This is a genomic window from Chryseobacterium indologenes, from assembly GCF_001295265.1.
Lineage (GTDB): Bacteria > Bacteroidota > Bacteroidia > Flavobacteriales > Weeksellaceae > Chryseobacterium > Chryseobacterium indologenes_A.
Genome location: NZ_LJOD01000020.1, coordinates 46118 through 71535, shown reverse-complemented (window position 1 = coordinate 71535; position 25418 = coordinate 46118). Strand labels below are relative to the sequence as shown.

Sequence of the window (25418 nt, the reverse complement as noted above, 5' to 3'; positions counted from 1 at the left end):
TATTTTCATCCGGGGAAGCAATACTTATACTTTTATCAATATTGATATTTTTCATATAATCAACCATTCAGGAATCTTAATTATCTGAATAAAATTGGCATTTACTTAGCTAACAGTTGCAGTTGCTGATTATGATTCGCTGTTTAATCTGGCTCTTTTTATCTTCGAATTGTTAATCAAAACTTTTTATTATGAAAAATACCATTGAAAAAGAACTTATTAAAGTTCAGCAGAACTCTGTTTTCAGAGTGGTGAAAAGAAAATTACTATTGGCAGCTGTTGGTGTATTTGCTTCTTATTCTGTATTTGCGACACAGCCAAAAGAACAGAAATTAAGTGAAAGTAAATTATTTGCTATACAGCCTGCAGGACAGGGACTGAATGAATGTGGATTGCATGCATCTGTACGCATGCATAGAATTATTAACGGAATCGTTCGCTACGATACTTATTATTACTATTTTAATTCTGTGGCAGATGCAGAACAGTATATTGCAGAAAATACCACTAGTATGAGAGGTGGGGTACTTGCTTGCTATGCAACAGGTCCAACACGCTGATTATAACTTTTTTGTAAACGGGAAATTAAGCATTTGATCGGAAGAGGCCTCTCCCTGCTTATTTTTAGTCTTACAAGGTGTTTCCATCTACCAGTGGTATCTGTTGTACAGTCTTTACAGTTTAAAGGCACGGAACAATTTATATCAGGAAAAATTTCTATTATTCTTAAAATTTTTGTGAGCTCACATTTTACAGATGTAAAACCTTAAGTAGAATACTAATCCTTAAAGTTTTTTATTGGTTTTTGATGTATAAAATCAATTTGTATTATGATAAGATTATATTTTTTAACAATATATTTGTTTTTAGGATGTCTTGGGCTTAAAGCACAGGCTCCCTGTTCCGACTTCAACTCTTCTTCTAATCCCGCGGGTAACTGGGTTCCTGAGGCTTTTCCTAATGGAAATGTAGCCGTAACCTTTGGGTCTCCTAACATTTTGGACGGATCTCAATATCTTATACTGAGAGATCAGGCAGGAGGCTCCTTTTATAAAAACTCCGTGGATTTTAAAGATCTTGGGAAAAGATTCCTTGGACAATGTCTGTTTTTTGATGTTTATCTTAAAAATGATGGAGAATCCGGACAGCCGTATCATCCAAATATCACCATTGGCGACGGTGTTCACAATGCTACCTTTAAAGCCTATATAACAATTACTCCGGGAAGTGGATGGGTCCGTATTAAAGCTCCTATTCAACTATCAAGCGGTGGTGTGCTTCCGAGCAATTCGGATGGGGAATGGATATTAAACAGCTCCTCCAATCCTTCAGACTTTGATAATATGATGCTTAACTCTACTACTTTGGCAATCACACCGGATATTACCGGGTTCCAAAGTGAAATAATATATTTTGACAACTTCTGTATAAAATCATGTGATAACTGTAGTGCGGATTTTACCCTGGATACCAGCTTCAATACATTAGACAATACCGCAATAGCTAATTTAAGCTTAATTAATCCAATTCTTTCTTCTACACCAGGCAACCCCGGACCAACTTATTTTATAGATTGGGGAGATGGCACTTCATCTACTTTTATTTATCCGTCAATAGCCCATAACTATTCGGCTGCCGGCACCTATACAGTGTGTGTTGTTGAGAAACAAGATAGATTATCTAAATGTAAGAGGTGTTTTACTTTCTGCTATAGTTCACCTGTTGTTATTCCAACCAAAAACGCTACAGTTACCAATATAAAATCCCCTCTCTCCGAATATCAGTCGATTGTAAAAGCTGAACTTGAGTCTGGCGGAAAGAAAGATTTTTTAATGGTTCCTAATCCTGCAAAGAACTATTTGGAAATACAAACCAATCTTTCCAGGAAAGAAACAATTTCTGTAAGAATTATTGACTCTTCCGGAAAAATTGTACTTGAAAAATTTGCAACTCTTGATAGCGGGCATCAAAACATACAGCTGAATGTTGAAAAAATTATTCAGGGTACTTATATTGTTGAAATAAAGTCAAACGATAAAATCAATTCGCAGAAATTAATCATTTCAAGATAACCTGTATGAAAATAACTTATTGATTCCTATAATAATTGAAGATCGTAACGATTGAAATTTTATTCCCTATAAAAAGGAGGATCAATACCAATGTAGGTTGTCTAGAAGACCAATAATAATCCCCGAATACTAAAATTTCGGGGATTTTTTGATAGTTTAAAAGGGTATTTTTAAGGCGTGTCAAACTATCAGTGATATAAAAGTACAATAACACGGGAAGTGACAAAAAAATTACTGCCATAAGACAGTAATAGTAGAGATTATCAGATCGATAATTTTGACCAGTTTAGTATTCTATTTCTTTGACTGATCCTGGATGACTGCTTTAATTCGGCCGCTGTTATTTAAAATTTTCAGTCTGAATTGACTCTCATGGATTGAGTTATTTACGATAAAAACTTCATGGGCGAAATTCACTTTAACGGTGACCGAATCGTTGATAGGCAGTTCCTTTATTTCATGGTTATTGATGGCATAGTGGAGCGGAGCAGTACTGGAAGAATTGTATAAAACTGTTTCCAGGCTTTCCTTTTTTGAATTTTTTATTTTTAAATCTTTGTGAGCGGGTATTATCCAGTGATTACGGTAGATATGCCTTCCTCTGGATATCTGAAATGAAGAGAACAGCATTACAAGTACAGCTGTACATAAAATAAATTGTGAATAGGAATAAATATTCTTCATTTTTTCTTAAGATATACAGTACTGGTAAATATTTTTCGCAAATGTATATCACGCCATTTTGATAACAGCTACACTTTTGTGTAGATTTGCTGTATAGAAATAAATACTACCTTTTTGGGTAGTTGTTGTAAGCACGTAAGGATATATGGAAGAAATAAACCAATTTTTTAACGAAAAAAATGAGGTAAGTAAAGATGCTGAAATTGATTTTTCTCAGTCCGGAGATTATCTGGAAGCTGTAAAGGCTTTTGCCAGACTTACCTACCAAAGCTTATACGTAATCAACTATCAGACTAAATCTTTCGAATATGTTTCCGATAATCCTTTATTTCTATGCGGAAAATCTTCCGAGGAAGTGAAAGAGCTTGGATATGCCTTTTATTTTCAGCATGTAAGACCGAAAGATGTGGAACTTTTAATAAAAATTAATAAAGCAGGATTTGAATTTTACGATACAATCCCGGTGTCTGAAAGAAAAAAATACAGCATATCTTATGATTTTCATCTGATGAATGGCAAAAAAAATGAAATCCTTGTTAATCATAAGCTTACCCCTATGTTTCTTGCAGAAAACGGGCAGGTATGGAAAGCCCTATGCTTCGTTTCTCTTTCTAACAGTACCGAAGCAGGTAATATTGTCCTGAGTAAAGAAGGATCAGATGAAATATGGAAGTACGATCCGGAGGCCGATCAATGGAATAAAGAAGAGAAAATAAAACTTTCAGAAAGAGAACATGAGATTCTGCGCCTGTATACCAGCGGGATGACCATCAATGAAATAGCCGGGAGATTATTTATTACGGCAGATACCGTAAAATTCCACCGGAAGAAACTTTTTGAAAAGATAGGAGTAAATAATATTGCTGAAGCATTTGCCTATGCAAAAACAAATAAACTGCTGTAGCGCATTAAGTTCAGATACCGTTTTTTTACGGTATTTTCCGAAATGTCTTTTAGGATTCAATTTTAGGTCTGATATTTGCACTGGGTAGCCAAACTAAGTGACCTATTTTATTTATGAAAAACATATCTGTGAAAAAATCATTCTTATATGCCTGTTTTTGTGCTGCATTGATGGTTTCATGTAAAAAAGAAATTGAAAAGATCAGCGATACTCTTAAAGATACCGTTTCTTCATCCGAAAATCCTGTTGCAGAAAAAGATTCAGTCAAGAAGGATTCAGTGGCAAAAAAAGAATCGATGCCGCCAGCGATGCAGGAAAATGGTTTTTATAATGCACTGGTACTTCCGAAAGATAAAAAATTACGGGATTCTGTATATGCCGAATTCAGCAAAAAATACAACGAGCGTGAGCGTTACGCTATTCTTGCCCTGAACAGGCTTGATTCTAAAAATAAATGGAATGCAGATACCTTAGTGGTTCCTGCTAAAATAGATACCACCTTGATGGCCTATTCGCCGTTTCCTATGCAGCTGGATGTATTGAGCGGCGTGAAAAAATTTGTTATCTTTTCATATCCTATTCAGGCTTATGGAGTATATTCTAACGGAAGCCTTGTGAAATGGGGCCCGACAAGCATGGGGAAAAAGTCTGCGCAGACTACCAGAGGTCTTACTTTTGCCAACTGGAAAAAGAAACTCTCCATCTCAACAGTCAGCAGCGAATGGAAACTTCCTTATAACTTTAATATTCATAACATAGGTGGCATCGGATGGCATCAGTACGATCTGCCGGGATATCCAGCGTCACACTCTTGTTTACGCCTCTTAATGAAAGATGCACAATGGCTGTATTCTTATGCAGATACCTGGATTCTTAACCCGGGAGGAGCAACTACAAAAGCAAAAGGAACGCCGGTAATGGTCTTCGGAGATTATAAATGGGGCGGAAGAAAACCATGGAGAAAGCTTCTGGAAGATCCCAATGCCAATAATATTTCAGTAGAAGAAATGAACAGGCTTTTAGAACCGAATGTTGAAAAAATGATCAAAGAGCAGGATAACAGAGACAGAGTAGCAGATTCCGTCAAAACAGCGAAAGCAATGGCGGTACCTGCTGAAAAACAGGAAGAGCTTCCTGCTAACTGATTTTTTTCTCAAATTGTAAAGTAGATTCTTCAGCAAATCTTCTCAGCTTCAGCATTTCATCTTTGCCTTTATGCTGCCCGAACCTTGCAGCAATATAAGTAAGAAGTATACAGAACAGCATAACAAAAGAAGCGCTCAGGGCCCAGGGGTACTCAGCGCTTTTTATTTGTTTTTCCACATAATACATGGTGAAGAACGTCATCCAGAGAATGGAAAAAGAAAAATAAAGGAACATAAAAAAGGTCCATACCGCTGAGCTGGGACCAAAAACGCCACGTATGGCAGTATGCTCCTCTTCCATCTCTATCCTTAAAGAAAGTCTTGGTTTCCAGTAATTATCATAGGCTGTTTCTACATAGATTGTAGCTACTTCTTTATTAACATTGCCCGAAAACTCGCCTTTATGCTCGGTAAGGTATTTTTTCAGATTATCTGCATATTCTTCCTTTGTAAGATGCGTATACATCTTGAATCGAGGGCGTGTTCTTATTTTATCTAATGTGGTTTCTTCTGTTTTCATATATTATTCTTGATAGGGGATGGGATCTTCCAATACAAAGCTGAAGGTCATCTGCTGGGTATTTCTCTGGATCACCATCGTAATATTCTTTCCTTCCTCAGACTTCATCATATCCATGATCTTTTCCATGGTCATATCAGCAGTTCTGCTTCCATTGATGGTAATAATCTGGTCATCTTTTTTTAAGCCCGCTTTGTAAGCTGGGGAATCTTTTCTTACGCCGGCAATCGAAAATAAGGGTTTTAAAGTAAATTTATACTGAAATGTATTCCCTACAGAAATTTCGTTACCGGATTCTGCCTTTCTCTGAGGTTCTATCTTTACACGGTCCTGCTGCCATTCCAGGCCATCCTGCCTAAAATCCAGTCCGCTCATATTAAAATGGAAAGGATCATTGAAGTTTTTATTCCTTTTCAGGTACAATTTACCACCGGTATAATCAAAAACAACGGTAAAGCGCCGCATAATCTCTCCGCCTACAGAACCTTTTCTGTTTTCTACTATTTTTACATGCTGGATAGAATACTCATCCGGCATGGCCGTAAGAGGCTTCTCAAACTGAAATTTTCCAAGATAAAGGTTATGAATCCGGCTTCTTTTACCATAAATATCTCCGTTGAATCCACGGCCGAGAAAATCATCAATATTAGGTCTGTTGTATACAAAATCTTTAATAAGGGCCGGAAAAAGCCATATGGCGTCGCTATTTCCCAGATCAATCAGCAATTTTGAATCTTTCTTTTCAGTGGTCATCTCTACACCTGCCGTTAAATAAGGTTTGTCCTGTTCCACCGTAATCGGGATTTCCTCATACTTTCTTACTTTTTTCTGTAGGGCTTCAGAATCCTGATACACCGTTATTTTTTTTGTCACATAATCTATTGAAACAGGGTGGTTCTTGAAAAAATGATAGCCAATAACTCCATTTACCGGAATTCCGATATGGGAAGAAATATTAAACTCTTCATCCATAATAAGATACAGCATCATGGACGTATTAACGAGCTGATCCCCGATTTTCGCATGATTACGGTCAGACTTAAAACCATCAATACTCAGGTTCTCTCCAAGACCCGAAAATTTCATCTTTTCTACATTAGAAAGCTTAATTTCTTTATTGTCTAAACTAAAAAGCAACGTTTCAGCAACCCCGGTATCCAGCAGAAAGGTCAACTCTGCACCGTTAATATTTACTGGAATAAAGATCAGATTGTTGATCAGTTTAAAAGGAATAACCGCTTTTTTTGTATTAATCAGTTCAAAAGAATTTTTCTGGGCACCCATAAAAATGCTGAAGAAAAATACCAGTAAAAAAAGCGTTGATTTCATTTACTGAATTTAGTGAAATTATCCCGATTGTCAATAAAAAAACATTCCAAAAGCAGGAATGTTTGTATAAACGGTAACTAATTCAGTCTTATTGATTAAAAGTCTTTAATGGTGTTTAGGCTTATTTGGAAAAGAAATCCATCAGGTCCATATAGTTTTTCTGATTCACACCATGTCCGCTCATGTATTCTCTGAAGGTAAAATAGCAGCTCAGGTCATAAAGAAGATCAGCCGCTTTCCTTCCCCAGTCAAGAGGAATAACAGCATCATCTGTGCCATGTGATACAAAAAAACGAAGCCTTTCCAGCTTTTTCTTATCTTTCACAATACCATCCAGGATTTTTTCCTCAGGATAGCTGCTCAGACACGCAACATAATTGAAAAGTTCCGGATGTTTCAGTGCCAGAGCATAACATAGGATACCGCCCTGACTGAATCCGCATAAATGAACTTTACTGTCCGCAAGACCATAATGGTTAATAATTTTCAGAATATTTTCTAAAACGCTGTTCAGGGATTCTTTAGCCTGTACAACATCTATAAAATTTTCCGGATCATTGAAGTTAATATCATACCAGGAATATCCTTCAAACTGGGTATCTCTTGGTGCTCTGAAGCTTACAATAAGCCAGTCGGAGGGAAGCGTTTCCCTGAAACTGAAAAGGTCCTGCTCATTACTGCCATAACCATGAAGCATAAAAAGCACAGGAGTCGTAGAGGTGATATTTTCCGGTTCTCTTACAAGGTAATCTAAATTCATACAGCAAATATAATTAATAAATCATATTGGCTGATTTCAAATACTGCGGTTTTATTACGTAAGCTGAATAGCATATAATTTTTGTATTTTTTGTACTGTTCAAACGTTATACAGCTGTTAAATTCCAGTTTTGCTGATTTGATATTATTTGCAAATCTTTATTGGAAATTTTTCATAAAAGTTATTTTTATATTAATAAAAAACTTATATTTGAAACATTAAAAAATCTATTTGGAGAAATGAAGCAATTTTACAAATCAAAAAGTTTACTTAGACTTTCTTTTTTATTCGTCTTATTATTTTCTGTAATTACCGTTTTAAACTCATGTAAAAAAGATGATGACGATGAATTTCAGGACCATGTTGTTCAGTTTGAAGTAAAAACAACTTCAGGCGGAGTGATTAAAGCTATCGTAACGCAGGTAGGAACTGTAAAAACTGATATATTTGATCCGGTAGGAACCACATGGGTCAGTGGTGAGTTTTTTGTAAATTCAAGCCAGGCACAGCTTAACCTTGATGCTAAAGCAGACCTTCCGCAACCAGATTCAGAGTTGGTAATCAATCTTTGGATAGATGGAGAAATCGTAAGAACTGATAAGAAAAAAGGAGCAGGTCCTATGGTAGCTTCTATTGATTATAGCTTCTTGGAATTGTAATTTTACATTCTTAATATAAATGAAACCGCTTCTTAAAAGCGGTTTTTTTATGTTTTATTCTTCCATCAGATGCATCTGTACAGCAAGGTTGATCAGTTCTGTTGAGTTTTTAGCCTGAAATTTCTGCAGCAGATTTTTTCGGTGCGTATCTACGGTAAGAGGACTTAAAAAAAGCTCTTCTGCAATAATAGCACTTGTTTTTCCCCGGGCAACCATCTGCAGGATCTGTTTCTCCCTTTTGGTAAGCCTCGGAATCGGAAGGTCGTTTGAAGAAGGCCTGCTGATGATCTGTTTCGTCTCATGGCAGAAAACAATATTTCCGGAAAGGGCTCCTTTAATACATACAACCAATTCATCAATAGACGTATTTTTCAACAGATAACCGCTGGCCCCGTTTTGTACAGACTGCATGATGATACTTCGTTCCGATCTGTTACTGAACATGATGACAGAGGTTTCCGGAGATATTTTCTTAATCTCCCGGCAAAGTTCCGTTCCGTTGGCATCAGGTAATGCAATATCCAGAAGTATAATATCCACTTCATTGGAACGGATAAAGCTGACAATTTCCGAACCGGAAGTAAAACTTTCGGAGATGTGAAAAAAAGGCTGACTGTTCAGCATCATTTTCAATCCTTCAATCACAATCGGATGATCGTCTACAATAACAATATTTATTTTTTTATTCTCCATTGATCGTAAGTTCTATATTAATCGTTGTGCCCTGACTGTCGGAGCTTACTTCCATTTTTCCTTTCAGGTAATTCACACGGTTTCTGAGATTTCTGAATCCCATGCTTTTGATATTGTTTTTATTGTTTTTTTCAAATCCTTTCCCATTATCTTCAACCGTGATCATAAAACTGTTACCGGCCTGCGAACACTGAAGAAGAATACTGCTGGCCTGCGCATGCTTTACAGCATTAGCCAGCAGCTCCTGAACAATTCTGTAAATATTGAGCTGGATGGTAAGAGGAATATCTTTTTCAATATTAATAGACTGAAAACATATATCCAGATCATTGCGGGTATAGAATTCACACAGATCATTCAGGGCCGTTTCCAATCCGAAATTAAATAAAGACTCAGGCATCAGGTTTCGGGCTACATGTCTGAGCTCCGTTACAGAGTGGTCAAGCTGGTGCAGAATCTTATAAAAATCCTGATGCTGTTCCGGGTCAAGATGTGCCGATGACCAGGTAGAAAGATTGATTTTAACTCCCGCCAGCATTCCGCCAAGACCATCGTGAAGATCCTTAGCGACACGCTCTCTTTCCCTTTCTTCTCCTTCAAGAATGGCTTTGGTAAGAGCCAGTTCTTCTTTCTGTTTAATATCCTCTATTTTCTGCTGAAGATTAATCTCTTTCTGTTCAGAAAGCTTTTTATTGTTGGTGTAAATAACAAATAAAAAGGTAAGCAGACTTATAAGAAATAATATAGCTAGGCTGAGTACCCATAAATAGTAATTCTTTTTATTAACCTCCAGCTGCTTCTGGTTTTTCTCGGCATTGAGAAGTGCTATTTTTTTCTCTTTTTCAGAGGCATTAAACCGAGCTTCCAGTTTATTGATTTCAAGCTTTACATTTTCCGTATGCAAACTGTCGCTCAGTTTTGAATATTTCTTTTCCCAGACCAGGGCCTGAACCGGATTTCCCATGAATTCGTTGAGACTGGATAAATGGCTGTAGATGGTCTTTCTGTTGTTAAGGTCCATACCCAGAGTTTTCTCAGCGAGGACATTTTCCAGTAGATCCTTGGCCTCATTATATTTTTTTAGCTTTTTATAGACATCATACTTTTGGAAATAAAACATCTGCGTCAGAAGCTTCATATTGAACTTTTTAGTATAGAAAAGACCCTTTTCTATAGCTTCCAGTGCCTTTTCATTTTCCTGCTGGGTGATAAAATATAAAGCTTTATTATAATAATAAGCAGCGTTGGCCGAAGATTCAGGATAGGGGAGAATCATTCTTTCCGCCTGATCCAGAAATTTTTTTCCAAGACTGCCTTTAGCCTGGTAGCTGTAATTTCCTGATTTGCTGAGGTAAGCATAAAATAGCTCAGTAGATCGGGGAGCTTTCTCTTTAAGAATATGAATGGCTTTGGTATTATAATTTTCTGCTTTTCCGAATTCGGCGTTATAAGTCAGCATAAGAGACAGCTGGGTATATAAAAATCCAAGCATTTTAGTATTTCCATAGGCTTCAGCGGTCGGGAGGCTTTTTTCAAGCATTATTTTAATACAATAAGGATAGCCCTCTTTATTTTTTCTGGTAATTCCGTAGCTGTACCAGGATAAAGCTTTATAGAAATCAGATTTTTTTCCTTTGAATTTTGAGAGAATCTGTATTGCTTTTTGGTACGAGGCCGCTGCTTTCTCTTTATCCTGATCAAAATAATACTGTCCTTCATAATAAGAATATTCAGCAGCAGTAAAAGGATCTTTTTCTCCGGATTTTCTGCCGTTTTCCAGATATTTCTTACTTAATGAACTGTCTGAATTTCTGTAATAATCGGATAAAATAAAATAAGCATCCCTTTTGGAAAGGCTGTTTGTGCTTCCGTTGATTACCTGTTGAAGACTATCTGTATATTTTTTTTCATTAAGAGGAAACAGCTCCTGTGAATACAACGGGAAACAGCTTAAAAAACATAAGAAATGCAGTATTCTCTTCATTATGAGTTTAATTCGAAATTCAAAGGCTGAATATAATCAAAAATCCAGCTGTAAAAAATACCTAGAAAAAGGTAGAAAAAATTACATTTTTTTGAGGATTGTATCGTGCTCTTTCCTCCGATAGTTTTGCAGAAGCCTTCAAAGGCAGGTTAAATAACATACAAAATTTTTATATCAATGAAAAACAAAATTTATTTGCTGGGGTTTATTTCCATGTTTGGGATAATGAATGCACAAAGAGTGCAGAAAGGCGAAGCACAGGTGAACGTAGGCCTTGGTGTTGCAAACGGATGGGGAATACCTGTGTATGCAGGATTAGATTATGGTATACATAACGACATTACGGTGGGTGCAGAGTTTAGCCTGGCCTCTGAGAAATATTCAGGAGACATCAAAGGAAGATGGATAGGAGCGGGCATTAACGGCAACTACCATTTCAATACGCTTCTTAAAATTCCCGGTAAATGGGATGTATATGCAGGAGTTACGCTGGCTTACAACTCATTTTCTTACCGTTATAATGGATCAGATTATGATTATTCCGGCGGTGAAGCTTCAGGAGTAGGATTTGCAGGACAGGCAGGTGCCAGATATTATTTCACAGATCATTTCGCAGTGAATGTGGAAGTGGGGGGAGGAACGGTTGCTTCAGGTGGAAAAGCCGGACTTTCTTACAAATTTTAGCAGGCTGGTTCTGAAAAAATATAACATACATCATACACAATATACATAACAAACTTTTCATTTTTTACCTATAAAGCCGTGACGATTACAAAGCTTTAAAAGTGATACTTTCTCATGAATGCCACGGATAATTCCGTGGTTTTTTTATGGCTAAACAAAAAAAAGACTGTTCACAACAGTCTTTTTTAATTGTATTTTGTATAGATTCTTACTGAACTTTTACAATAAAATAGCTTTTCTTACCTTTTTGTAACAGCAGGAATTTACCGTCGATAAGATCTGTTTCATTAGCTGTGTAAGTGTCGTTTACTTTCTGCTTGTTTACAGAAATGGCATTTCCTTTAATTTCTCTCTGGGCCTCACTCTTAGACTTAAGGAATCCAGATTTTTCAGAAAGAAGATCAATAATGCTCACACCCAGCACCTCTGCTTTTGCAATTTCCTTTTGTGGAACGCCATCAAAAACTTCAAGGAAAGTTTCCTCATCAAGGCTTACAAGATCTTCAGCGGTTGAGCGTCCGAAAAGAATTTCAGAAGCTTTAAGCGCTTTTTCATATTCCTCTCTTCCATGTACCCAAACCGTAACTTCTTCAGCAAGCTTTTTCTGAAGTTTTCTTTCGTGAGGAGCTGTCTTATGCTCTTCAATTAAAGCTTCAATCTCTTCTTTGCTTAGGAAAGTATAGAATTTAATGAATCTTTCAGCATCTTCATCGGTAGCATTCAGCCAGAACTGGTAGAATTTATAAGGTGAAGTTTTCTTTTTGTCCAGCCAGTAATTTTCTCCGCTCTCAGACTTTCCGAATTTAGAGCCGTCAGCTTTGGTAATCAACGGAACTGTGAGTGCAAAGGCTTCTCCCTGGGCTTTTCTGCGGATAAGCTCGGTACCGGTGGTAATATTTCCCCACTGGTCAGAACCTCCCATCTGAAGCTTCACATTGTTGTTCTGGTACAGGTGAAGGAAATCATATCCCTGGATCAGCTGGTAGGTAAACTCTGTAAAACTCATTCCTTCAGCACCGCTTTCTCCGGAAAATCTTTTCTTTACAGAATCTTTTGCCATCATATAGTTTACCGTGATGTTCTTTCCTACGTTTTTGGCAAAATCAAGGAAGGAAATATTCTTCATCCAGTCGTAATTGTTTACCAATTCTGCTTTGTTAGGGCCGCTTCCTTCAAAATCTAAAAATCTTGAAAGCTGATTTTTCAGACAGTCTACATAATGAAGAAGGGTTTCTTCATCCAGAAGATTTCTCTCTGCAGACTTTCCGGACGGATCTCCGATCATTCCTGTAGCACCCCCAACTAATGCAACAGGCTTATGCCCGTGCTGCTGAAAATGTGCCAGTATTTTTATCTGGATAAGGCTTCCGATATGCAAAGAATCTGCAGTCGGGTCAAAACCAATATATGCAGTAGTTACCTCTTTATTCAGCTGTTCATCGGTTCCCGGCATCATATCGGCAAAAAGACCTCGCCATTTTAGTTCTTCTATAAAGGAATTCATCTCTATTTTTTTGTTTAAAATTTTACGGTGCAAAGATAATAAATTCAGAAGTATGATCATGAAAGGCAAAAAAGGGAATTTCAAATGGAATATACTCTTTGCAAATTCAGCCTAAAAAGCTATATTTGTTAGTGATGAACGACGAACAGTTATTCCTGCTTATTCAGAAAGCAAAAGAAAAAGACCAGAAAGCCCAGACCAAACTCATTAATATCTTTTGGGTGGATGTTTTTTCTTTTGTGATGAAAAAAGTAAAAGATGAAAATGATGCCGATGAGATTACAGTCAATGTTTTTTCAAAAGTGCTGTCGAAACTGGATATGTACGATCCCCATTTTCAGTTCAAAACCTGGATTCTCACCATTGCCCAGAACACCGTTATTGATTTCTGGCGGAAAAAAAAACGCGAAAATCAGGATGCTACCGAAAATCTTGATGAAGTAAAAAATCAATACGCAAAATCTCCGGAAGAGCTGATGATCTCCGATGAAGAGCAGAAAAAAATCATTAAAACCATTGAGTCTCTGGATGCCAATTACCAGGATATTATCAAGCTGAGGTTTTTTGAAGAAAAAAGCATCAAAGAAATTGCCGAAGAGCTGGGAATTTCTGTTGCCAATACTAAGGTAAGGGTAATGCGGGCTAAAAAAGTCCTTGCTGAACTGCTGAAAAATAACGAATTTGAAGACAGCTAGGCACAATTCTTTTAATGTCACACAGAAAAAAAAGTAATAAAACGTTATCAATTTTCAAAATCCGTAACATTTTAAAGGGTAGCTTTGCAGTTACTGACCTGAAATAAGTTTTTTTAACCTTCAGGACAGGTCAGATAAAACAAATCTTTTTAAATTTCATCTGTGATAAGTTTACTGTCACAGATTTCCTGAAAATTACTGAATTTTCTGCGCTTAAAAACAGTATAATAATTAAAAAAAAACTTGTGTCTTTTAGCGTTTATCCAACAATTTTCAAGAGTTGCATCTCAGAAATACATGCTGATCTCTCCAATTATCATTTCCATCAATTTCTCCGGTAGATGGTTTCCATTAAAAATTACGTAACTTTGAACATCAATTTTAGAAATGGAAAATTTAGTTCAAGATACTACCGTTCAGAAACCAAAGTGGATCCGCGTAAAACTTCCTACCGGAAAGAACTACAGAGAACTTAGAACTTTGGTAGACAAATATAAATTAAATACCATATGCCAGAGCGGAAGCTGTCCGAATATGGGAGAATGCTGGGGTGAAGGTACTGCTACTTTCATGATTCTGGGGAACATCTGTACCCGAAGCTGTGGATTCTGTGGCGTAAAAACAGGAAAACCGCTGGATGTAAACTGGGATGAGCCTGAAAAAGTAGCCCGCTCAATCAAATTAATGAAGATCAAACACGCTGTTCTTACATCAGTAGACCGTGATGACCTGAAAGATATGGGGTCCATTCTTTGGGCGGAAACCGTAAACGCTGTAAGAAGAATCTCTCCGGGAACTACTATGGAAACACTTATTCCTGATTTCCAGGGAATCACCAAACATATTGACCGCTTGGTAGAAGTAGCTCCGGAAGTGATTTCTCACAATATGGAAACGGTAAAACGTTTAACAAGAGAGGTGAGAATCCAGGCAAAATATGAAAGAAGTCTTGAAGTACTGAGATATTTGAAAGAAGCCGGACAGCGAAGAACCAAAACAGGTGTAATGCTTGGATTAGGAGAAACAAAAGATGAGGTTTTCCAGACCATTGAAGATATCAGAAATGCCAATGTAGACGTTATTACGCTGGGACAGTATCTTCAGCCTACCAAAAAGCATCTTCCTGTAAAGAAATTCATTACACCGGAAGAATTTGATGAGCTTGGGGATTTTGCGAGAAGCCTTGGTTTCAGACATGTGGAAAGCTCACCGTTGGTAAGAAGTTCCTATCACGCAGAAAAACATGTTCACTAAAAATAAAAGCCGTTCAGTAATGAGCGGTTTCTTTTTATATTGTGGTGAGCAGAGATATAATAAGACGGATAGATGGGAGATATGGGAATTTTGCTGTGCAGAGAATCGTGAATCCTGATAAATCAAAAATAGGTTTTGCCTGAAGTGGGGGGTAAAACTGCAACCTAAGATAAAGGGTATTCATTATTTATTACAAGCTGAATCTCTGTCTATCTCTGCAATCCGCCCGTTAATTTCAATTGCTCTAAAATGTTTTTTCCTGAATTCTGACGGAGTATCTCCTGTATGCTGCTTGAACAGTTTATTAAAATACGACAGACTTTCAAAGCCAACCTGGAAGCAGACTTCTGTTACGGAATAATCTTTCAGCAGAAAAATTTTAGCCTGATTGATCCTGTAGTTATTGACAAAATCTGTAAACGTCATGTTCGTCTGCTTTTTAAAATAACGGCAGAAAGCCGGAGTACTCAGGCTGACGATGGCTGCAATCTCATTGACATTGGGCTTCTTGTCGTAATTTTCATGAATATAATCGTAAATAGTACCCATTCTGATCTTGTCGTTCAGAAACCACCTGATTCTGGTGTCTTCATTATTGAGTTCCCTTACTTCTGTGGAGTCTGCAAGGATCTGGAGAATTTCAATCAGGCCTATTAAGGATTCAAATGAGTTTTTCCCTTTGATGATTTTAAGTTTTTCAACTACAAGGTCTTTAGTCTTTCCGGAAAACGAAAGCCCGAGATAGGACTTATCTAAAAGTGTCCTGATGTTTTCAAATTCCGGAACAGGGAGAATGATATCCTGCAGAAAATTTTCCCGCATCTGTAATACCAGCTGTTTACATTCAGTCTGGATACCATAATCAAAATTCAGATGGGGAACATTGGCCCCAATCAGCAAAAGATCACTGTCTGTAAAACCTGAAATATCCTTTCCTACGTGACGGATGCCATTGAGGGCTTCTACATACACCAGTTCTATTTCAGGATGATAATGCCAGAAAAAACAGTTTTTAAGCGAAGGGGAAAACAGCTTGAAAGACTTTCCCTTTTCAAACTCTATAATTTCTTTCTGAATTTTCATTGTGTTCTCATTTGATTATTTATAGATTTAAAATTAAATAAAAAGGTTAATATGGAGCAAATTTTTATCATTTTAGGAGAGGTGAAAGTCAATCTTTCTTTCGATTTTTGCACTGTCAAAATAAAGATGAAAAGTATTCTTTATGGTGACAGGTTAATTTAAAAGAATATACAATGAAGATTGATAAAAGGATTATTCCGCTGGCCATCGGCGGTTTGGGAATAGGAACAACGGAATTTACCGTCATGGGGCTGCTGCCGGATATTGCTAAAACATTACAGATCACCATTCCGCAGGCGGGCCACATGATTTCTGCCTACGCAATGGGGGTGGTAATCGGAGCACCAATTCTGATCGGTTATTCTGTGAAATTTCCTCCGAAAAAAGTACTGATGGTGTTAATGGTTCTTTTCACTTTATTTAACGGATTATCGGCGGTAGCACCGGACTATACTACCATGCTGATCATCAGATTTATGTCCGGACTTCCTCATGGTGCATTTTTCGGAGTGGGAACTGTTGTAGCATCAAGAATGGCAGGAAAAGGGAAGGAGGCATTCTATATATCCCTGATGTTTACGGGGCTCACGGTGGCCAACCTGATTATGGTTCCTTTGGTTACATACATAGGCCATGTGTATCACTGGAGGTTGTATTTTGCTATTGTGGCTCTGATTGGTGTTTTTGCCTTACTGTTCCTGAAGTTATGGCTTCCGGCTATAGAGGCTAATCAGGATACACATTTCCTTGAAGAGCTGAAATTCCTGAAAAAGAAACAGGCCTGGCTGGTGCTGGCTATTACTGCGATAGGATTTGGAGGGCTTTTCACGTGGTTCAGTTATATTACTCCTCTGATGACCGTTGTGGCAGGAATTAAAAGCAGCCAGATGGCGTATGTCATGATCCTTGCAGGCGGAGGAATGGTAGTAGGAAATCTGGCAGGAGGTTTTGTGTCTGACCGGTTAGGTCCGGAAAAAACATGTGTCCTTCTGATCTTTCTGATGATGTTTTCCCTGGCCGGCGTATTTTTCCTTTCACAGCATCAGCATATTGCACTTGTCCTGACATTTGTGTGCGGAGCACTGTCTATGTCGGTGGCGGCACCTATCAATATCATGATGATGAAGGCCGCTCCGAAAAGTGAAATGATGGCAGCCGCATTTATGCAGGCAGCTTTCAATATAGCCAATGCGATGGGAGCATTTTTAGGAGGAATTCCTCTGGAATATAAACTGCCTTACAATTATCCTTCGCTGGTAGGGGTGGGTATGACTTTCATCGGACTTGCTGTCAGTGTACGATATATGTATCTTTACGGCTCAGAAACTCCGGCAGAAGAGACTCCTGCTGAATGTGTATCCTGTGATAAATAATCAGAAAAAGAATTGACTGTAAAAGAATAAAAGGAAAACGGGTTGTATTCTCTATGGATACAACCCGTTTCTTATGGGTATGAAATAGTTTATACCTCTACTTCGTTACCGTTTTTGCACCAATAAAGGGCATTATATAAATTTTCTTTTGGGAAAGATTTAAATTCTCCCGGCATCAGAACGCTGAAAATATCTGTAAAGTTCTGCACCCCTTCTTTATCTGTAACAATAGCGGTACGGTTCCATTTAGCAAGATTTTTCAATCCCAAAAGCACATCCTCAAACCATGCTCCCATGGTAAACTTATTCAAATCGGTATCCAGATAAAATAAGTAATTCAACTCCCCAAACTGATCTACTTTCTCTTTTACATGTGGAAATACCAGATTTTCAAAATCCTCTTTCGTTACTTCTCCCGTTGCGTTGAATGCTGCAACATTTTCCGGAGCTTCTGGAATAATCGTTATCATAATAATATTTTAATGTGGTTTGATTTTAGTCAGACAACAATAATTACACCATAAATCAATAATAAATAGTTAAAATATTTATAAATATTGCTATTTTTATTGTAAAATGTTAATATGGATCTTAAATCAAATGAACCGTTCTGGCTTATAAAAAATGGATTAATTGCTTCATACCCTTCCCTGAAATCAGACGAAAAATGTGATGTTTTGGTAATAGGCGGGGGAATTACCGGAAGTCTTATTGCCCACCAGATGATACAAGACGGTTATAATACCATCCTTATTGATAAACGGGAGGCCTGCAACGGGAGCACTTCGGCCACTACTTCCATGCTGCAGTACGAAATAGATGTTCCGCTTTTTGAATTATCAGAAAAAATAGGAGAGAAAGCAGCCGTCAGAAGCTATAAAGCCTGTTCGGATGCAATAGATACCCTTGAAAAGCTCTCCGGGCTCATCAAATCAGATGCGGGGTTTAAACGTAAAAAATCACTTTACTTTGCTTCAAAGAAAAAAGATGCCGCCTGGCTCAAAAAGGAGTATGAAGCAAGAAAGGAGGCGGGATTTGAAGTGAAATGGCTGAATGAAGCCCAGATTTTAAAGCAGTTCGGGTTTGAAAATACCTATGGCGGGATCCTGTCGAAACAGGGAGCCAGTATTGATGCTTTTCGGCTGGCTCATGAGCTGTTCATGCATAATGTGAAAAAAGGCCTGAGGATATTCGACAAAACGGAAATGACCCATGTGGAATATCATAAAGGTTTTAATATGATAACCACGCGAAACGGCCATCAGATCAAAGCAAAAAAAGTAATCTACTGCATCGGATATGAAAGCAAAAGCCTGCTGAAGGAAAATTTTGTTAATTTAAAAAGTACCTATGCTGTTGTCTCAGAGATTGATCAGGATAAGTTTAAAAATATCAGCAATACCTTAGTCTGGAATACCGATGATCCTTACCTCTACATGCGGACAACAGATGACGGGCGGGTTCTTATCGGCGGAGGAGATGAAGATTTTTACGATGCTGAAAAAAGAGATGCTCTTTTGGGAAAAAAAGAAAAAGAAATTCTGAGAAACCTTAAAAAGATAAAACCTGATTACCATTTCTATACAGATTTTGTTTGGGCAGGAACATTCGGGGAAACCAAGGATGGTCTTCCTTATATCGGAGAACATAAGAAATTCAGAAATTCTTATTTTGTTTTAGGCTTTGGCGGGAACGGGATCACATTCTCGGTAGCAGGTATGGAAATGGCTTCCTTGTTTATGAAAAATAAAAAGCATCCGCTTTCACAATACTTCAGATTCGGAAGATGAAAATATTATCCCTTACTCATAACTAATCCTGTTAATCAGAAATGCTGCCCACACTCGCGGGCAGCATTTTAAAATAACAATTACAAACTATATCCGTTCTTTTTTGCCTGTTCCAGGATAGATTTTTCTATTGCTTTTCCCAGATCGTCAGAGTCATTGTTTCCCCGTTTTTTCATTTCGGCATCAATATACTCCTGACGTTTTCTGGACAGTTCTTCTATTTCCTTCTGAATTTTTCCGCGTTCGGCAGATTTAACGGCAACGGCTTTTTTAATTTCCTCTTTGCTTTTACCTTTCAGCTCAGCCGGAAGCTCTTCTTCTTTAACGGATGAAATAAAACCTGCGTCCTTTTCGGCTTTATCTACCAGATCCCAGTGATCATTTTTATAGGCGTTCCTTTTGGATTTGGCAACCGTTCTTTCTACAAAGTTGGCTGCAGACTGCACTTCTGCATTCCTATCCTGCATAACCTGCTTGTTTTTATATTCCGAACCGTGGCTTCCGTAATAGATATAGGTGCTGTTAAGTCTTGAATTACATTCCGAAATCCTTACATCATACGGTGTTTCAATATAAATTACCTTCCTGTTACTGTCGATATTGAAATATTTTCCACCGCCAAGAGAAGCTCCGTTCTGCCAGAAAGTCTGGATACCTTCCTCTTTGCTTCCACAAAAAATGGTGCTGGTGTAAATATTTTTGTTCTTAGCCTTTGAGATCACCTCTTTGTAATCCACTCTTCCCTGATTAAATCCTTCATTGCCGGCAATGTAAATCAGTTTCATGCTTTTTTCGTTAGTGTCCCAATTCAGGTTGGCAGAGGCATCCCGGATTACGGCTCCGCAATATTCACTTCCCCCGTTGGTTCTTAAGGCAAACAGCTTTTCAGAAACCAGATCCAGGTCCTGGGTAAGCGGAGTGACCTGCCGGATGTAATTGTCGTCCCGGATTCCGTCATTTCCGTATTCATACAAAGCGATTTCAATCTGTGGGGCCTGACCGTTATACTTCAGGGTAGTGAGAGTATTTACAATATTCCAGAGCCTTGATTTGGCCTGATCAATGAGCCCGTCCATACTGTTGGAAGTGTCCAGTAATAAAGCCACCTGGATTTTATTGTCTTTTGTGGCTGTATTTACCGGAGGTAATGAGGCATTCTGTACAATGGAATCTCTGCCGGATGTATAGTCTTTTGAACATTGGATTCCTGAAATGCTGCCGGAGCTTAAAAAAGCTGCACCTGCTGCCAGTGTTAAAATTTTAAAAGAAGTCATCATAATATTTTTTTTAGGTTATCTGCTGTAGTACTGAATCTGCATGTCTTTCGGATATTTCACTTCATAAGAGAAATTAATCTTGTCTGAACCTCCGCTGCTGATGTTTCTGGTCCACAGGATGCTTCCTGTTTTTTCATCATAGCTTCCGCCTCCGGTTTCTAAAGCTTTTACCAGAATTTTGGAATTCTCACTGATCGGAAGCTGGTCAAGCACTTCCAGTTCAATATTCTCTTTTGTATTGTTTCTGATGCTGATCTGGTAGGATTCTGTGTTCCATTTATTGGAATTCATGGTCTTTTGAGACGTTTTATCTTCCAGTTTTATTCTTTTTACGGTAATTCTCTCATCGATACCCAGTGAGATCGGGAATTCATCTTTCACATAGTTGCTGGTTATGTTGGTTTTTCCGATATAATTGTCTTCAAAATAAATATTAGCATCTCCCGAAATAAGGTTGAGGTTCTGCCAGTTTTTCACAAAAGCCATCAGGAATACCTGGTTGTTAAGCTTCGGAACTGTATGGTATTTGTAGGTGGCATCAATCTGTTTTTTATCGAGGATTACATAATGCTCTTTCTCCTGGCTCAGGATGGTTTGATTGTAGTTGAGTTCATATATCACGTTCATCTGGCCGTCAGAAACGGAAGCAACAGGTATTTGGCTTGGTTCTACCACTTTATCAGCTCTCATCTGATAAGAATTGGCTACCGAAGTTTCCTTTGTCTTCTTATAATCGGCAACCTCCATCATAGGATTGTGTGCCGTGTATTCTGCTACATATAATGGAGAAAGGATAGGGCGGTCCTGATGGTAGGAGGGACGGTAGGTAGAAACAAAAAGCTTGATATTTTTCCAGTCCTGTCCTGTCCTTTGATAGATCTTTCCTTTATAAACCATTTCAAGAGGCTTCTTTACCGATTCAGCACGTAAATCATAAGAAGGAATCCACCCTGCATCTGAAACGATATAGCTTACTCCCAGATTCAGGCTGGTTTCGTGATCTGCAAGGATTTCCAGAAGAAGTTCTTTTCTGTTGGTATTTTTATGGGTTTGTTCTTCCGCAGACTGGTTGTTGATTTTGGCTATGTTTTCATCCAAAGCAGATTTCTGTTCGTTCAGAAGAAAGACCTGATTATCAATTTCAAGCATTCTTTTACGGTAAAAATCGGTAAGCTTAATCAGCTGTTCCTGCGGAGTTGATTTGTCATTCACAGAAACTTTAAGGTTATCATTGATGATGTTTTGCTCGCCGGTCAGGTTCTTGATCTGGATATTTAGGAGGTTTACCTGTCTCTGAAGTTTTTTTCTTTCATCCTCAAGCTTCTTTTCTCCTTCAGACAGCTGGCCGCTATCCAGAAAATTGTTTTGCGGGGTAATGGACAGGAGAGTAGTATTCTTTTCAAGATTGATTTTATAGGTGTTCTCATCCAGATTATTAGGAAGGTTGATAATTCTTACCCTATTTCTTCCTTTCTGCAGAGTTACGCTGGTATTGCCGAAGACCTTGGCTCCCTGAAGGAATACCGTAGCCTGTTTTACTTCAATTTCTTTTTTTATTTCCTGAGCGCTGATGAAAGCTGCCGAAAATGTCATAAGTATCAAAAAATAACGTTTCATAGTTTATTGCTTTAAATTCCTGAAGTAAAATTATCGGTATTTCAGACCGGAAATTGGCAGACTTGGTGAAAGGGGACTTTGGCTTGGTGAAGGGTAAGTATCTATTTTAATTTTCTCGCGGATAGGACAGATTATACAGATTTTTTTTGATTTGTGTTATCCGAGAAATCTGTTGGAAATTATATAGGTACAAAAGAATTCAACTCTTTAATCATGTTTAAGTTTAAAAACTTAACGCAGAGAAGTTTACGCCAGTTCTTTAAAAATCTGCTGAATCCGCAGAATCTGCGCGAGAAAAAATCCGGATAAACATCTTCTGATGGGTGAAATTTATTCAATAGAGGTGGACTTTAGTCCGCCTAAATAATAGAATTAGCCTAAATCTACCTTTCAGAAGCTATATCTGGAAACAAAAAAACAGCCCTTTCGGACTGTTTCCTTAAATCTGTTATTGTATATTTTAAAGGATTTCGTATCGTGTTTTGATACTGTATTTCAGCTTGATGTTTTCTATGTTCTCAAAAGAGTTTCCTGCTGTTGCATCTGCCATTTCCAGTATGCTGTTCATTTTACCTCTGTAAGCTGCCGGAAGAACCGTATCGCTGGTATAATCTTCTATTTCTACAATTTCAAGAGGATTTCCTGCTTTTTTACCCATACTTTCCAACAGGTAATCTGCTTTCTCCTTAGCGGCTTTCAGAGCATTGATCTTAACTGTTTTTCTAAAATCTGCAATTTTGGTATTTTTTACTTCCGCAATGTTCAGACTGCTTACCCATTTCTGATTCAGGTCTTCAAATATTTTACCAAGATCTGCTTTGGCATTGGCCTTAAACTGATAATTCCTGGTGAATTTTCCGGTTTTGGCATAGGTATTCTGATACATGGATTTGAATTTGATATCTTCGTTCTTGACGCCGGCATTTTTTAATGTTTCAAACATTTTTTTCTCCGTGTCTGCCAGTTCATTTTTGTTGTCTGCCTTTATACCAATGCTGAAGATGATTTCATCCGGCTCTATTTCCATTTCAGCAACTCCTGTTACCTCAATTGCATTTTTCTTTACTTCCTGTGCATTCATAAAACTTCCCAGTGTAAAGATTCCGATCAATAAAAAATGTCTTAATTTCATAATTTCCTGTTTTTTAAATTCTGAGGTAAAATTACGGCGGTTCTGAAAGGAAATTCCGGAGACTTGGTGAAATGAGGTTTTCACTTGGTGAACTGTTGAATGCCCTTTATCATAGGTAATGGGGGAAGTTGGAACAAAAAGATCAAAGGTTTATTTTAATCTAAGGAGTTTAAATGTAAAAGGATGGAAGCTGGAAGAAGGAGGTTGGAAGTTAATTTTAGTTTTACGTATTGAAAGCCACCTGAAAATCAAATTAAATAAACAGATCAATATTTGCTGTTAATGACTTTCATAACTTCCCTCTTCCCTCATCCAGCTTCAAACCTGCATCTATCAGATATTCTTATCCCGAACTGAAGTTATTTTAACAGCATCAGAGTTGTGACTTGGTGAAATAAGGTTTTGACTTGGTAAAGAATGAAGGAGCATAAATAAAGTTTTAGTTACTTTGCATTAAAGATCTGAAATCCGTGAAATTAGTTTTTAAAATACTGTTTATCTTTAGTCTTGCCGCAGGTAATATCTGCTTGGCACAGGATTCTACACGGGTTAATAAAGCATCCAAATCTGTCTCCAGGCTGAAGAAAGCAGTTGATAATAATGATAATAAGGGCGTTGCCGACAGTTATGTAGGTATTGCCAATGATTATTATAATCAGGGAAATTATGCCAGGAGTGAAGAATTCCTGATCAAGGCGAGAAATCTCTATAAAGATCTTAACGATAAAAAGAATCTCGAAATTGTAACCCGGAAAATTGCCCAGTCACAGGAAAAGCAGAAAAAAATAGCACCTGCCATCAGCAATTACAGCATGGCCGCTGAAATGAGCTTTGATGAGAAAAGCAGGACTGTTAATTCAAATGATGCGGCAAGGCTTTCTGCCCCTTCAGCAGAAAGAAAGGCAGATGCAATCCAGAGCAACATCAATATCAGTCTGAAAGAAAAAGATAAAAGTGCTGCCGCAGAAGGATACAGCCAGATGGCCGAAGTTAATATCCAGCAGAATAATATTCCCAAAGCAGAAGAAAACCTGAATAATGCCTATGTTTTTTCAAAAAAAGAAGCACCGCAGCAGGCTCTGGAAATCAACCGGAAGCTGACTGATTTTTATGTTGAAAACCGGAAATTTGATAAAGCCATCGAAGCGAAAAAAGAGGTTTTAAAAGAGGATTTTGTAAAAGAAAATTCGCAGGAAAAAGTGAATCAGATTCAGGAGCTGGCCGATATTTATATCAAAAAAAACGACCCTGAAGAAGCCATCACTCTCTTGAAAAATGCCTACGGGATTGCTTTGGATAAAGGACACACTCTGGAAGCCCAGAAAAGTGTGAAAAAGCTGGACAGCCTCTATAATATATCAGGAAGTACTGATGCTTCAGTAACGCTGTACCGCGATTTCCTTGGGAAACTTCCGGACCTTGTTTCCAAAGACAGGAGCCTGGTTGATAATAAGATTCTGGAAGATACAGAACAGAGAATATCCCAGCTGGAAAAAGAAAAACAGCTTAAAGATGAGCTGATCCGTAAGAAAAATGTGTTTAACTACAGTCTGATTGGAGCTTTGATCCTGCTTACAGGTCTGGTGTTTTTAATTTTCAGAACTCTGAAGAAAGTTCAGATCAAAAATAAAAAAATTGCCCTGCAGTCGCTGAGACGTGAAATGAATCCCCATTTTATTTTCAACAGCTTAAACAGTGTTAATCATTTTATTGCAACCAATAACGAGCTGGAAGCCAATCAGTATCTTACCAGATTTTCAAAGCTGATGCGGGGTGTAATGGAAAATTCTGCCGAAGATTTTATTCCTTTTCAGCAGGAGCTCGACTTGCTTCAGAATTATCTGGCCCTGGAAAAGACCCGCTTTGCAGATAAATTTGATTACGAAATCAATACAGACGATAACCTGAATGCACACAGCCTTAAGGTTCCGGGAATGCTGGTTCAGCCGTTCCTTGAAAATGCAGTATGGCATGGCCTCCGCTACAGAACGGAAAAAGGATTTTTAAAATTAAGCTTTGAAAAAGAAAATGCTCAATTAAAAATCACTATTGAAGATAACGGAATCGGTATTGAAGAAAGTAAAAAGCAGAAGACGCAGCACCAGAAAACCAGGGAAGGCCGCGGAATGAAAAATACACTCGAAAGAATAAAGCTTCTGAATGATCTGTATAAAAAAGATATTACCTGTTCCATCAAGGACAAAGAACACGGCAGCGGAGTAGTGGTGACTATTACAATCAACCTTACTTAACTTAAAA

General features: G+C 37.8%; 23 protein-coding genes. 11 read left to right on the top strand and 12 right to left on the bottom strand.

Annotated features, from left to right (window positions below; translation table 11 throughout):
• Positions 1 to 191: 191 nt before the first annotated feature.
• Together AOB46_RS20935 and AOB46_RS20930 are read left to right on the top strand one after the other, a co-directional pair.
• Positions 192 to 560 carry a hypothetical protein gene (locus AOB46_RS20935; protein ID WP_062703065.1) on the top strand — a complete coding sequence of 123 codons (369 nt, stop codon included), beginning with the start codon at positions 192 to 194 and terminating at the stop codon, positions 558 to 560.
• A gap of 270 nt (positions 561 to 830) precedes the next feature.
• Positions 831 to 2072, top strand: a complete 1242-nt coding sequence (locus AOB46_RS20930; protein ID WP_082377327.1) for a T9SS type A sorting domain-containing protein — start codon at positions 831 to 833, stop codon at positions 2070 to 2072.
• Between the two features lie 294 nt (positions 2073 to 2366).
• Here AOB46_RS20930 and AOB46_RS20925 read toward each other — a convergent pair whose 3' ends face one another.
• Positions 2367 to 2756 (bottom strand): hypothetical protein, encoded by a 390-nt coding sequence (locus AOB46_RS20925; protein ID WP_062703061.1) that lies wholly within the window; start codon positions 2754 to 2756, stop codon positions 2367 to 2369.
• Positions 2757 to 2901: 145 nt separating this feature from the next.
• Here AOB46_RS20925 and AOB46_RS20920 point away from each other — a divergent pair, with 145 nt between their 5' ends.
• Together AOB46_RS20920 and AOB46_RS20915 are read left to right on the top strand one after the other, a co-directional pair.
• Complete coding sequence (locus AOB46_RS20920; protein ID WP_062703059.1) at positions 2902 to 3660, top strand: response regulator transcription factor; 759 nt, start codon at positions 2902 to 2904, stop codon at positions 3658 to 3660.
• Positions 3661 to 3788: 128 nt separating this feature from the next.
• Positions 3789 to 4805, top strand: coding sequence for a L,D-transpeptidase (locus AOB46_RS20915; RefSeq protein ID WP_062703100.1), 1017 nt, complete (start codon positions 3789 to 3791; stop codon positions 4803 to 4805).
• Here the strand turns inward: AOB46_RS20915 and AOB46_RS20910 are convergent.
• The 3 genes from AOB46_RS20910 to AOB46_RS20900 form a co-directional block, all read right to left on the bottom strand.
• Positions 4798 to 5325, bottom strand: a complete 528-nt coding sequence (locus AOB46_RS20910) for a hypothetical protein (protein WP_062703057.1) — start codon at positions 5323 to 5325, stop codon at positions 4798 to 4800. The two genes, AOB46_RS20915 and AOB46_RS20910, sit on opposite strands and share 8 nt — an antisense overlap.
• Positions 5326 to 5328: 3 nt before the next feature.
• Complete coding sequence (locus tag AOB46_RS20905) at positions 5329 to 6654, bottom strand: PDZ domain-containing protein (RefSeq protein WP_062703055.1); 1326 nt, start codon at positions 6652 to 6654, stop codon at positions 5329 to 5331.
• Positions 6655 to 6775: 121 nt separating this feature from the next.
• Positions 6776 to 7414 carry an alpha/beta hydrolase gene (locus AOB46_RS20900; protein ID WP_062703053.1) on the bottom strand — a complete coding sequence of 213 codons (639 nt, stop codon included), beginning with the start codon at positions 7412 to 7414 and terminating at the stop codon, positions 6776 to 6778.
• A 239-nt stretch (positions 7415 to 7653) separates the two neighbouring features.
• Here AOB46_RS20900 and AOB46_RS20895 point away from each other — a divergent pair, with 239 nt between their 5' ends.
• Positions 7654 to 8073: a hypothetical protein gene (locus tag AOB46_RS20895; RefSeq protein ID WP_241489253.1), complete on the top strand. Its 420-nt coding sequence runs from the start codon at positions 7654 to 7656 to the stop codon at positions 8071 to 8073.
• A gap of 54 nt (positions 8074 to 8127) precedes the next feature.
• Here AOB46_RS20895 and AOB46_RS20890 read toward each other — a convergent pair whose 3' ends face one another.
• Both AOB46_RS20890 and AOB46_RS20885 read right to left on the bottom strand, forming a co-directional pair.
• Positions 8128 to 8766 carry a response regulator gene (locus AOB46_RS20890; protein ID WP_062703049.1) on the bottom strand — a complete coding sequence of 213 codons (639 nt, stop codon included), beginning with the start codon at positions 8764 to 8766 and terminating at the stop codon, positions 8128 to 8130.
• Positions 8756 to 10750 (bottom strand): sensor histidine kinase, encoded by a 1995-nt coding sequence (locus AOB46_RS20885; RefSeq protein WP_062703047.1) that lies wholly within the window; start codon positions 10748 to 10750, stop codon positions 8756 to 8758. Before AOB46_RS20885 ends, AOB46_RS20890 begins: the two co-directional genes overlap by 11 nt.
• A gap of 177 nt (positions 10751 to 10927) precedes the next feature.
• On the opposite strand from AOB46_RS20885, the gene AOB46_RS20880 reads away from it, so the two are divergent.
• Positions 10928 to 11434, top strand: coding sequence for an outer membrane protein (locus tag AOB46_RS20880; protein ID WP_062703045.1), 507 nt, complete (start codon positions 10928 to 10930; stop codon positions 11432 to 11434).
• A 208-nt stretch (positions 11435 to 11642) separates the two neighbouring features.
• On the opposite strand, the gene tyrS is transcribed toward AOB46_RS20880, so the two are convergent.
• Positions 11643 to 12938, bottom strand: a complete 1296-nt coding sequence (gene tyrS, locus AOB46_RS20875; protein ID WP_062703098.1) for a tyrosine--tRNA ligase — start codon at positions 12936 to 12938, stop codon at positions 11643 to 11645.
• Positions 12939 to 13072: 134 nt separating this feature from the next.
• Here tyrS and AOB46_RS20870 point away from each other — a divergent pair, with 134 nt between their 5' ends.
• Together AOB46_RS20870 and lipA are read left to right on the top strand one after the other, a co-directional pair.
• Positions 13073 to 13633: an RNA polymerase sigma factor gene (locus AOB46_RS20870; RefSeq protein WP_062703043.1), complete on the top strand. Its 561-nt coding sequence runs from the start codon at positions 13073 to 13075 to the stop codon at positions 13631 to 13633.
• A gap of 387 nt (positions 13634 to 14020) precedes the next feature.
• A complete protein-coding gene (gene lipA, locus AOB46_RS20865; protein ID WP_062703041.1) occupies positions 14021 to 14887 on the top strand; it encodes a lipoyl synthase in 867 nt (288 codons plus the stop codon).
• A 183-nt stretch (positions 14888 to 15070) separates the two neighbouring features.
• On the opposite strand, the gene AOB46_RS20860 is transcribed toward lipA, so the two are convergent.
• Entirely contained in the window at positions 15071 to 15970 is a 900-nt protein-coding gene (locus AOB46_RS20860) for an AraC family transcriptional regulator (RefSeq protein ID WP_062703039.1), read from the bottom strand.
• A gap of 173 nt (positions 15971 to 16143) precedes the next feature.
• Between AOB46_RS20860 and AOB46_RS20855 the strand changes: the two genes are divergently transcribed.
• A complete protein-coding gene (locus AOB46_RS20855; protein ID WP_062703037.1) occupies positions 16144 to 17343 on the top strand; it encodes an MFS transporter in 1200 nt (399 codons plus the stop codon).
• Positions 17344 to 17432: 89 nt separating this feature from the next.
• Here the strand turns inward: AOB46_RS20855 and AOB46_RS20850 are convergent, their stop codons facing one another.
• On the bottom strand, positions 17433 to 17813 hold the full coding sequence (locus AOB46_RS20850) for an STAS/SEC14 domain-containing protein (protein ID WP_062703036.1): 381 nt from the start codon (positions 17811 to 17813) through the stop codon (positions 17433 to 17435).
• Between the two features lie 114 nt (positions 17814 to 17927).
• Here AOB46_RS20850 and AOB46_RS20845 point away from each other — a divergent pair, with 114 nt between their 5' ends.
• Positions 17928 to 19133, top strand: a complete 1206-nt coding sequence (locus tag AOB46_RS20845) for an NAD(P)/FAD-dependent oxidoreductase (protein ID WP_062703034.1) — start codon at positions 17928 to 17930, stop codon at positions 19131 to 19133.
• Between the two features lie 80 nt (positions 19134 to 19213).
• Here the strand turns inward: AOB46_RS20845 and AOB46_RS20840 are convergent, their stop codons facing one another.
• The 3 genes from AOB46_RS20840 to AOB46_RS20830 form a co-directional block, all read right to left on the bottom strand.
• Entirely contained in the window at positions 19214 to 20410 is a 1197-nt protein-coding gene (locus AOB46_RS20840; RefSeq protein WP_241489252.1) for a VWA domain-containing protein, read from the bottom strand.
• Between the two features lie 15 nt (positions 20411 to 20425).
• Entirely contained in the window at positions 20426 to 22027 is a 1602-nt protein-coding gene (locus AOB46_RS20835; protein WP_082377321.1) for a DUF4139 domain-containing protein, read from the bottom strand.
• Positions 22028 to 22487: 460 nt separating this feature from the next.
• Positions 22488 to 23159, bottom strand: coding sequence for an SIMPL domain-containing protein (locus AOB46_RS20830; RefSeq protein WP_062703096.1), 672 nt, complete (start codon positions 23157 to 23159; stop codon positions 22488 to 22490).
• Between the two features lie 470 nt (positions 23160 to 23629).
• Between AOB46_RS20830 and AOB46_RS20825 the strand changes: the two genes are divergently transcribed.
• Positions 23630 to 25411 (top strand): histidine kinase, encoded by a 1782-nt coding sequence (locus tag AOB46_RS20825; protein WP_241489251.1) that lies wholly within the window; start codon positions 23630 to 23632, stop codon positions 25409 to 25411.
• The last annotated feature ends 7 nt before the right edge of the window (positions 25412 to 25418 follow it).

What these genes read in the sequence shown, in the direction of transcription:
- tyrS (WP_062703098.1), bottom strand. Translation starts at nt 12,938, where the DNA reads ATGAATTCCTTTATAGAAGAACTAAAATGGCGAGGTCTTTTTGCCGAT.
- lipA (WP_062703041.1), top strand. Translation starts at nt 14,021, where the DNA reads ATGGAAAATTTAGTTCAAGATACTACCGTTCAGAAACCAAAGTGGATC.
- AOB46_RS20925 (WP_062703061.1), bottom strand. Translation starts at nt 2,756, where the DNA reads ATGAAGAATATTTATTCCTATTCACAATTTATTTTATGTACAGCTGTA.
- AOB46_RS20870 (WP_062703043.1), top strand. Translation starts at nt 13,073, where the DNA reads ATGAACGACGAACAGTTATTCCTGCTTATTCAGAAAGCAAAAGAAAAA.
- AOB46_RS20910 (WP_062703057.1), bottom strand. Translation starts at nt 5,325, where the DNA reads ATGAAAACAGAAGAAACCACATTAGATAAAATAAGAACACGCCCTCGA.
- AOB46_RS20835 (WP_082377321.1), bottom strand. Translation starts at nt 22,027, where the DNA reads ATGAAACGTTATTTTTTGATACTTATGACATTTTCGGCAGCTTTCATC.
- AOB46_RS20855 (WP_062703037.1), top strand. Translation starts at nt 16,144, where the DNA reads ATGAAGATTGATAAAAGGATTATTCCGCTGGCCATCGGCGGTTTGGGA.
- AOB46_RS20845 (WP_062703034.1), top strand. Translation starts at nt 17,928, where the DNA reads ATGGATCTTAAATCAAATGAACCGTTCTGGCTTATAAAAAATGGATTA.
- AOB46_RS20850 (WP_062703036.1), bottom strand. Translation starts at nt 17,813, where the DNA reads ATGATAACGATTATTCCAGAAGCTCCGGAAAATGTTGCAGCATTCAAC.
- AOB46_RS20895 (WP_241489253.1), top strand. Translation starts at nt 7,654, where the DNA reads ATGAAGCAATTTTACAAATCAAAAAGTTTACTTAGACTTTCTTTTTTA.
- AOB46_RS20840 (WP_241489252.1), bottom strand. Translation starts at nt 20,410, where the DNA reads ATGATGACTTCTTTTAAAATTTTAACACTGGCAGCAGGTGCAGCTTTT.
- AOB46_RS20880 (WP_062703045.1), top strand. Translation starts at nt 10,928, where the DNA reads ATGAAAAACAAAATTTATTTGCTGGGGTTTATTTCCATGTTTGGGATA.
- AOB46_RS20905 (WP_062703055.1), bottom strand. Translation starts at nt 6,654, where the DNA reads ATGAAATCAACGCTTTTTTTACTGGTATTTTTCTTCAGCATTTTTATG.
- AOB46_RS20935 (WP_062703065.1), top strand. Translation starts at nt 192, where the DNA reads ATGAAAAATACCATTGAAAAAGAACTTATTAAAGTTCAGCAGAACTCT.
- AOB46_RS20890 (WP_062703049.1), bottom strand. Translation starts at nt 8,766, where the DNA reads ATGGAGAATAAAAAAATAAATATTGTTATTGTAGACGATCATCCGATT.
- AOB46_RS20920 (WP_062703059.1), top strand. Translation starts at nt 2,902, where the DNA reads ATGGAAGAAATAAACCAATTTTTTAACGAAAAAAATGAGGTAAGTAAA.
- AOB46_RS20930 (WP_082377327.1), top strand. Translation starts at nt 831, where the DNA reads ATGATAAGATTATATTTTTTAACAATATATTTGTTTTTAGGATGTCTT.
- AOB46_RS20885 (WP_062703047.1), bottom strand. Translation starts at nt 10,750, where the DNA reads ATGAAGAGAATACTGCATTTCTTATGTTTTTTAAGCTGTTTCCCGTTG.
- AOB46_RS20900 (WP_062703053.1), bottom strand. Translation starts at nt 7,414, where the DNA reads ATGAATTTAGATTACCTTGTAAGAGAACCGGAAAATATCACCTCTACG.
- AOB46_RS20860 (WP_062703039.1), bottom strand. Translation starts at nt 15,970, where the DNA reads ATGAAAATTCAGAAAGAAATTATAGAGTTTGAAAAGGGAAAGTCTTTC.
- AOB46_RS20830 (WP_062703096.1), bottom strand. Translation starts at nt 23,159, where the DNA reads ATGAAATTAAGACATTTTTTATTGATCGGAATCTTTACACTGGGAAGT.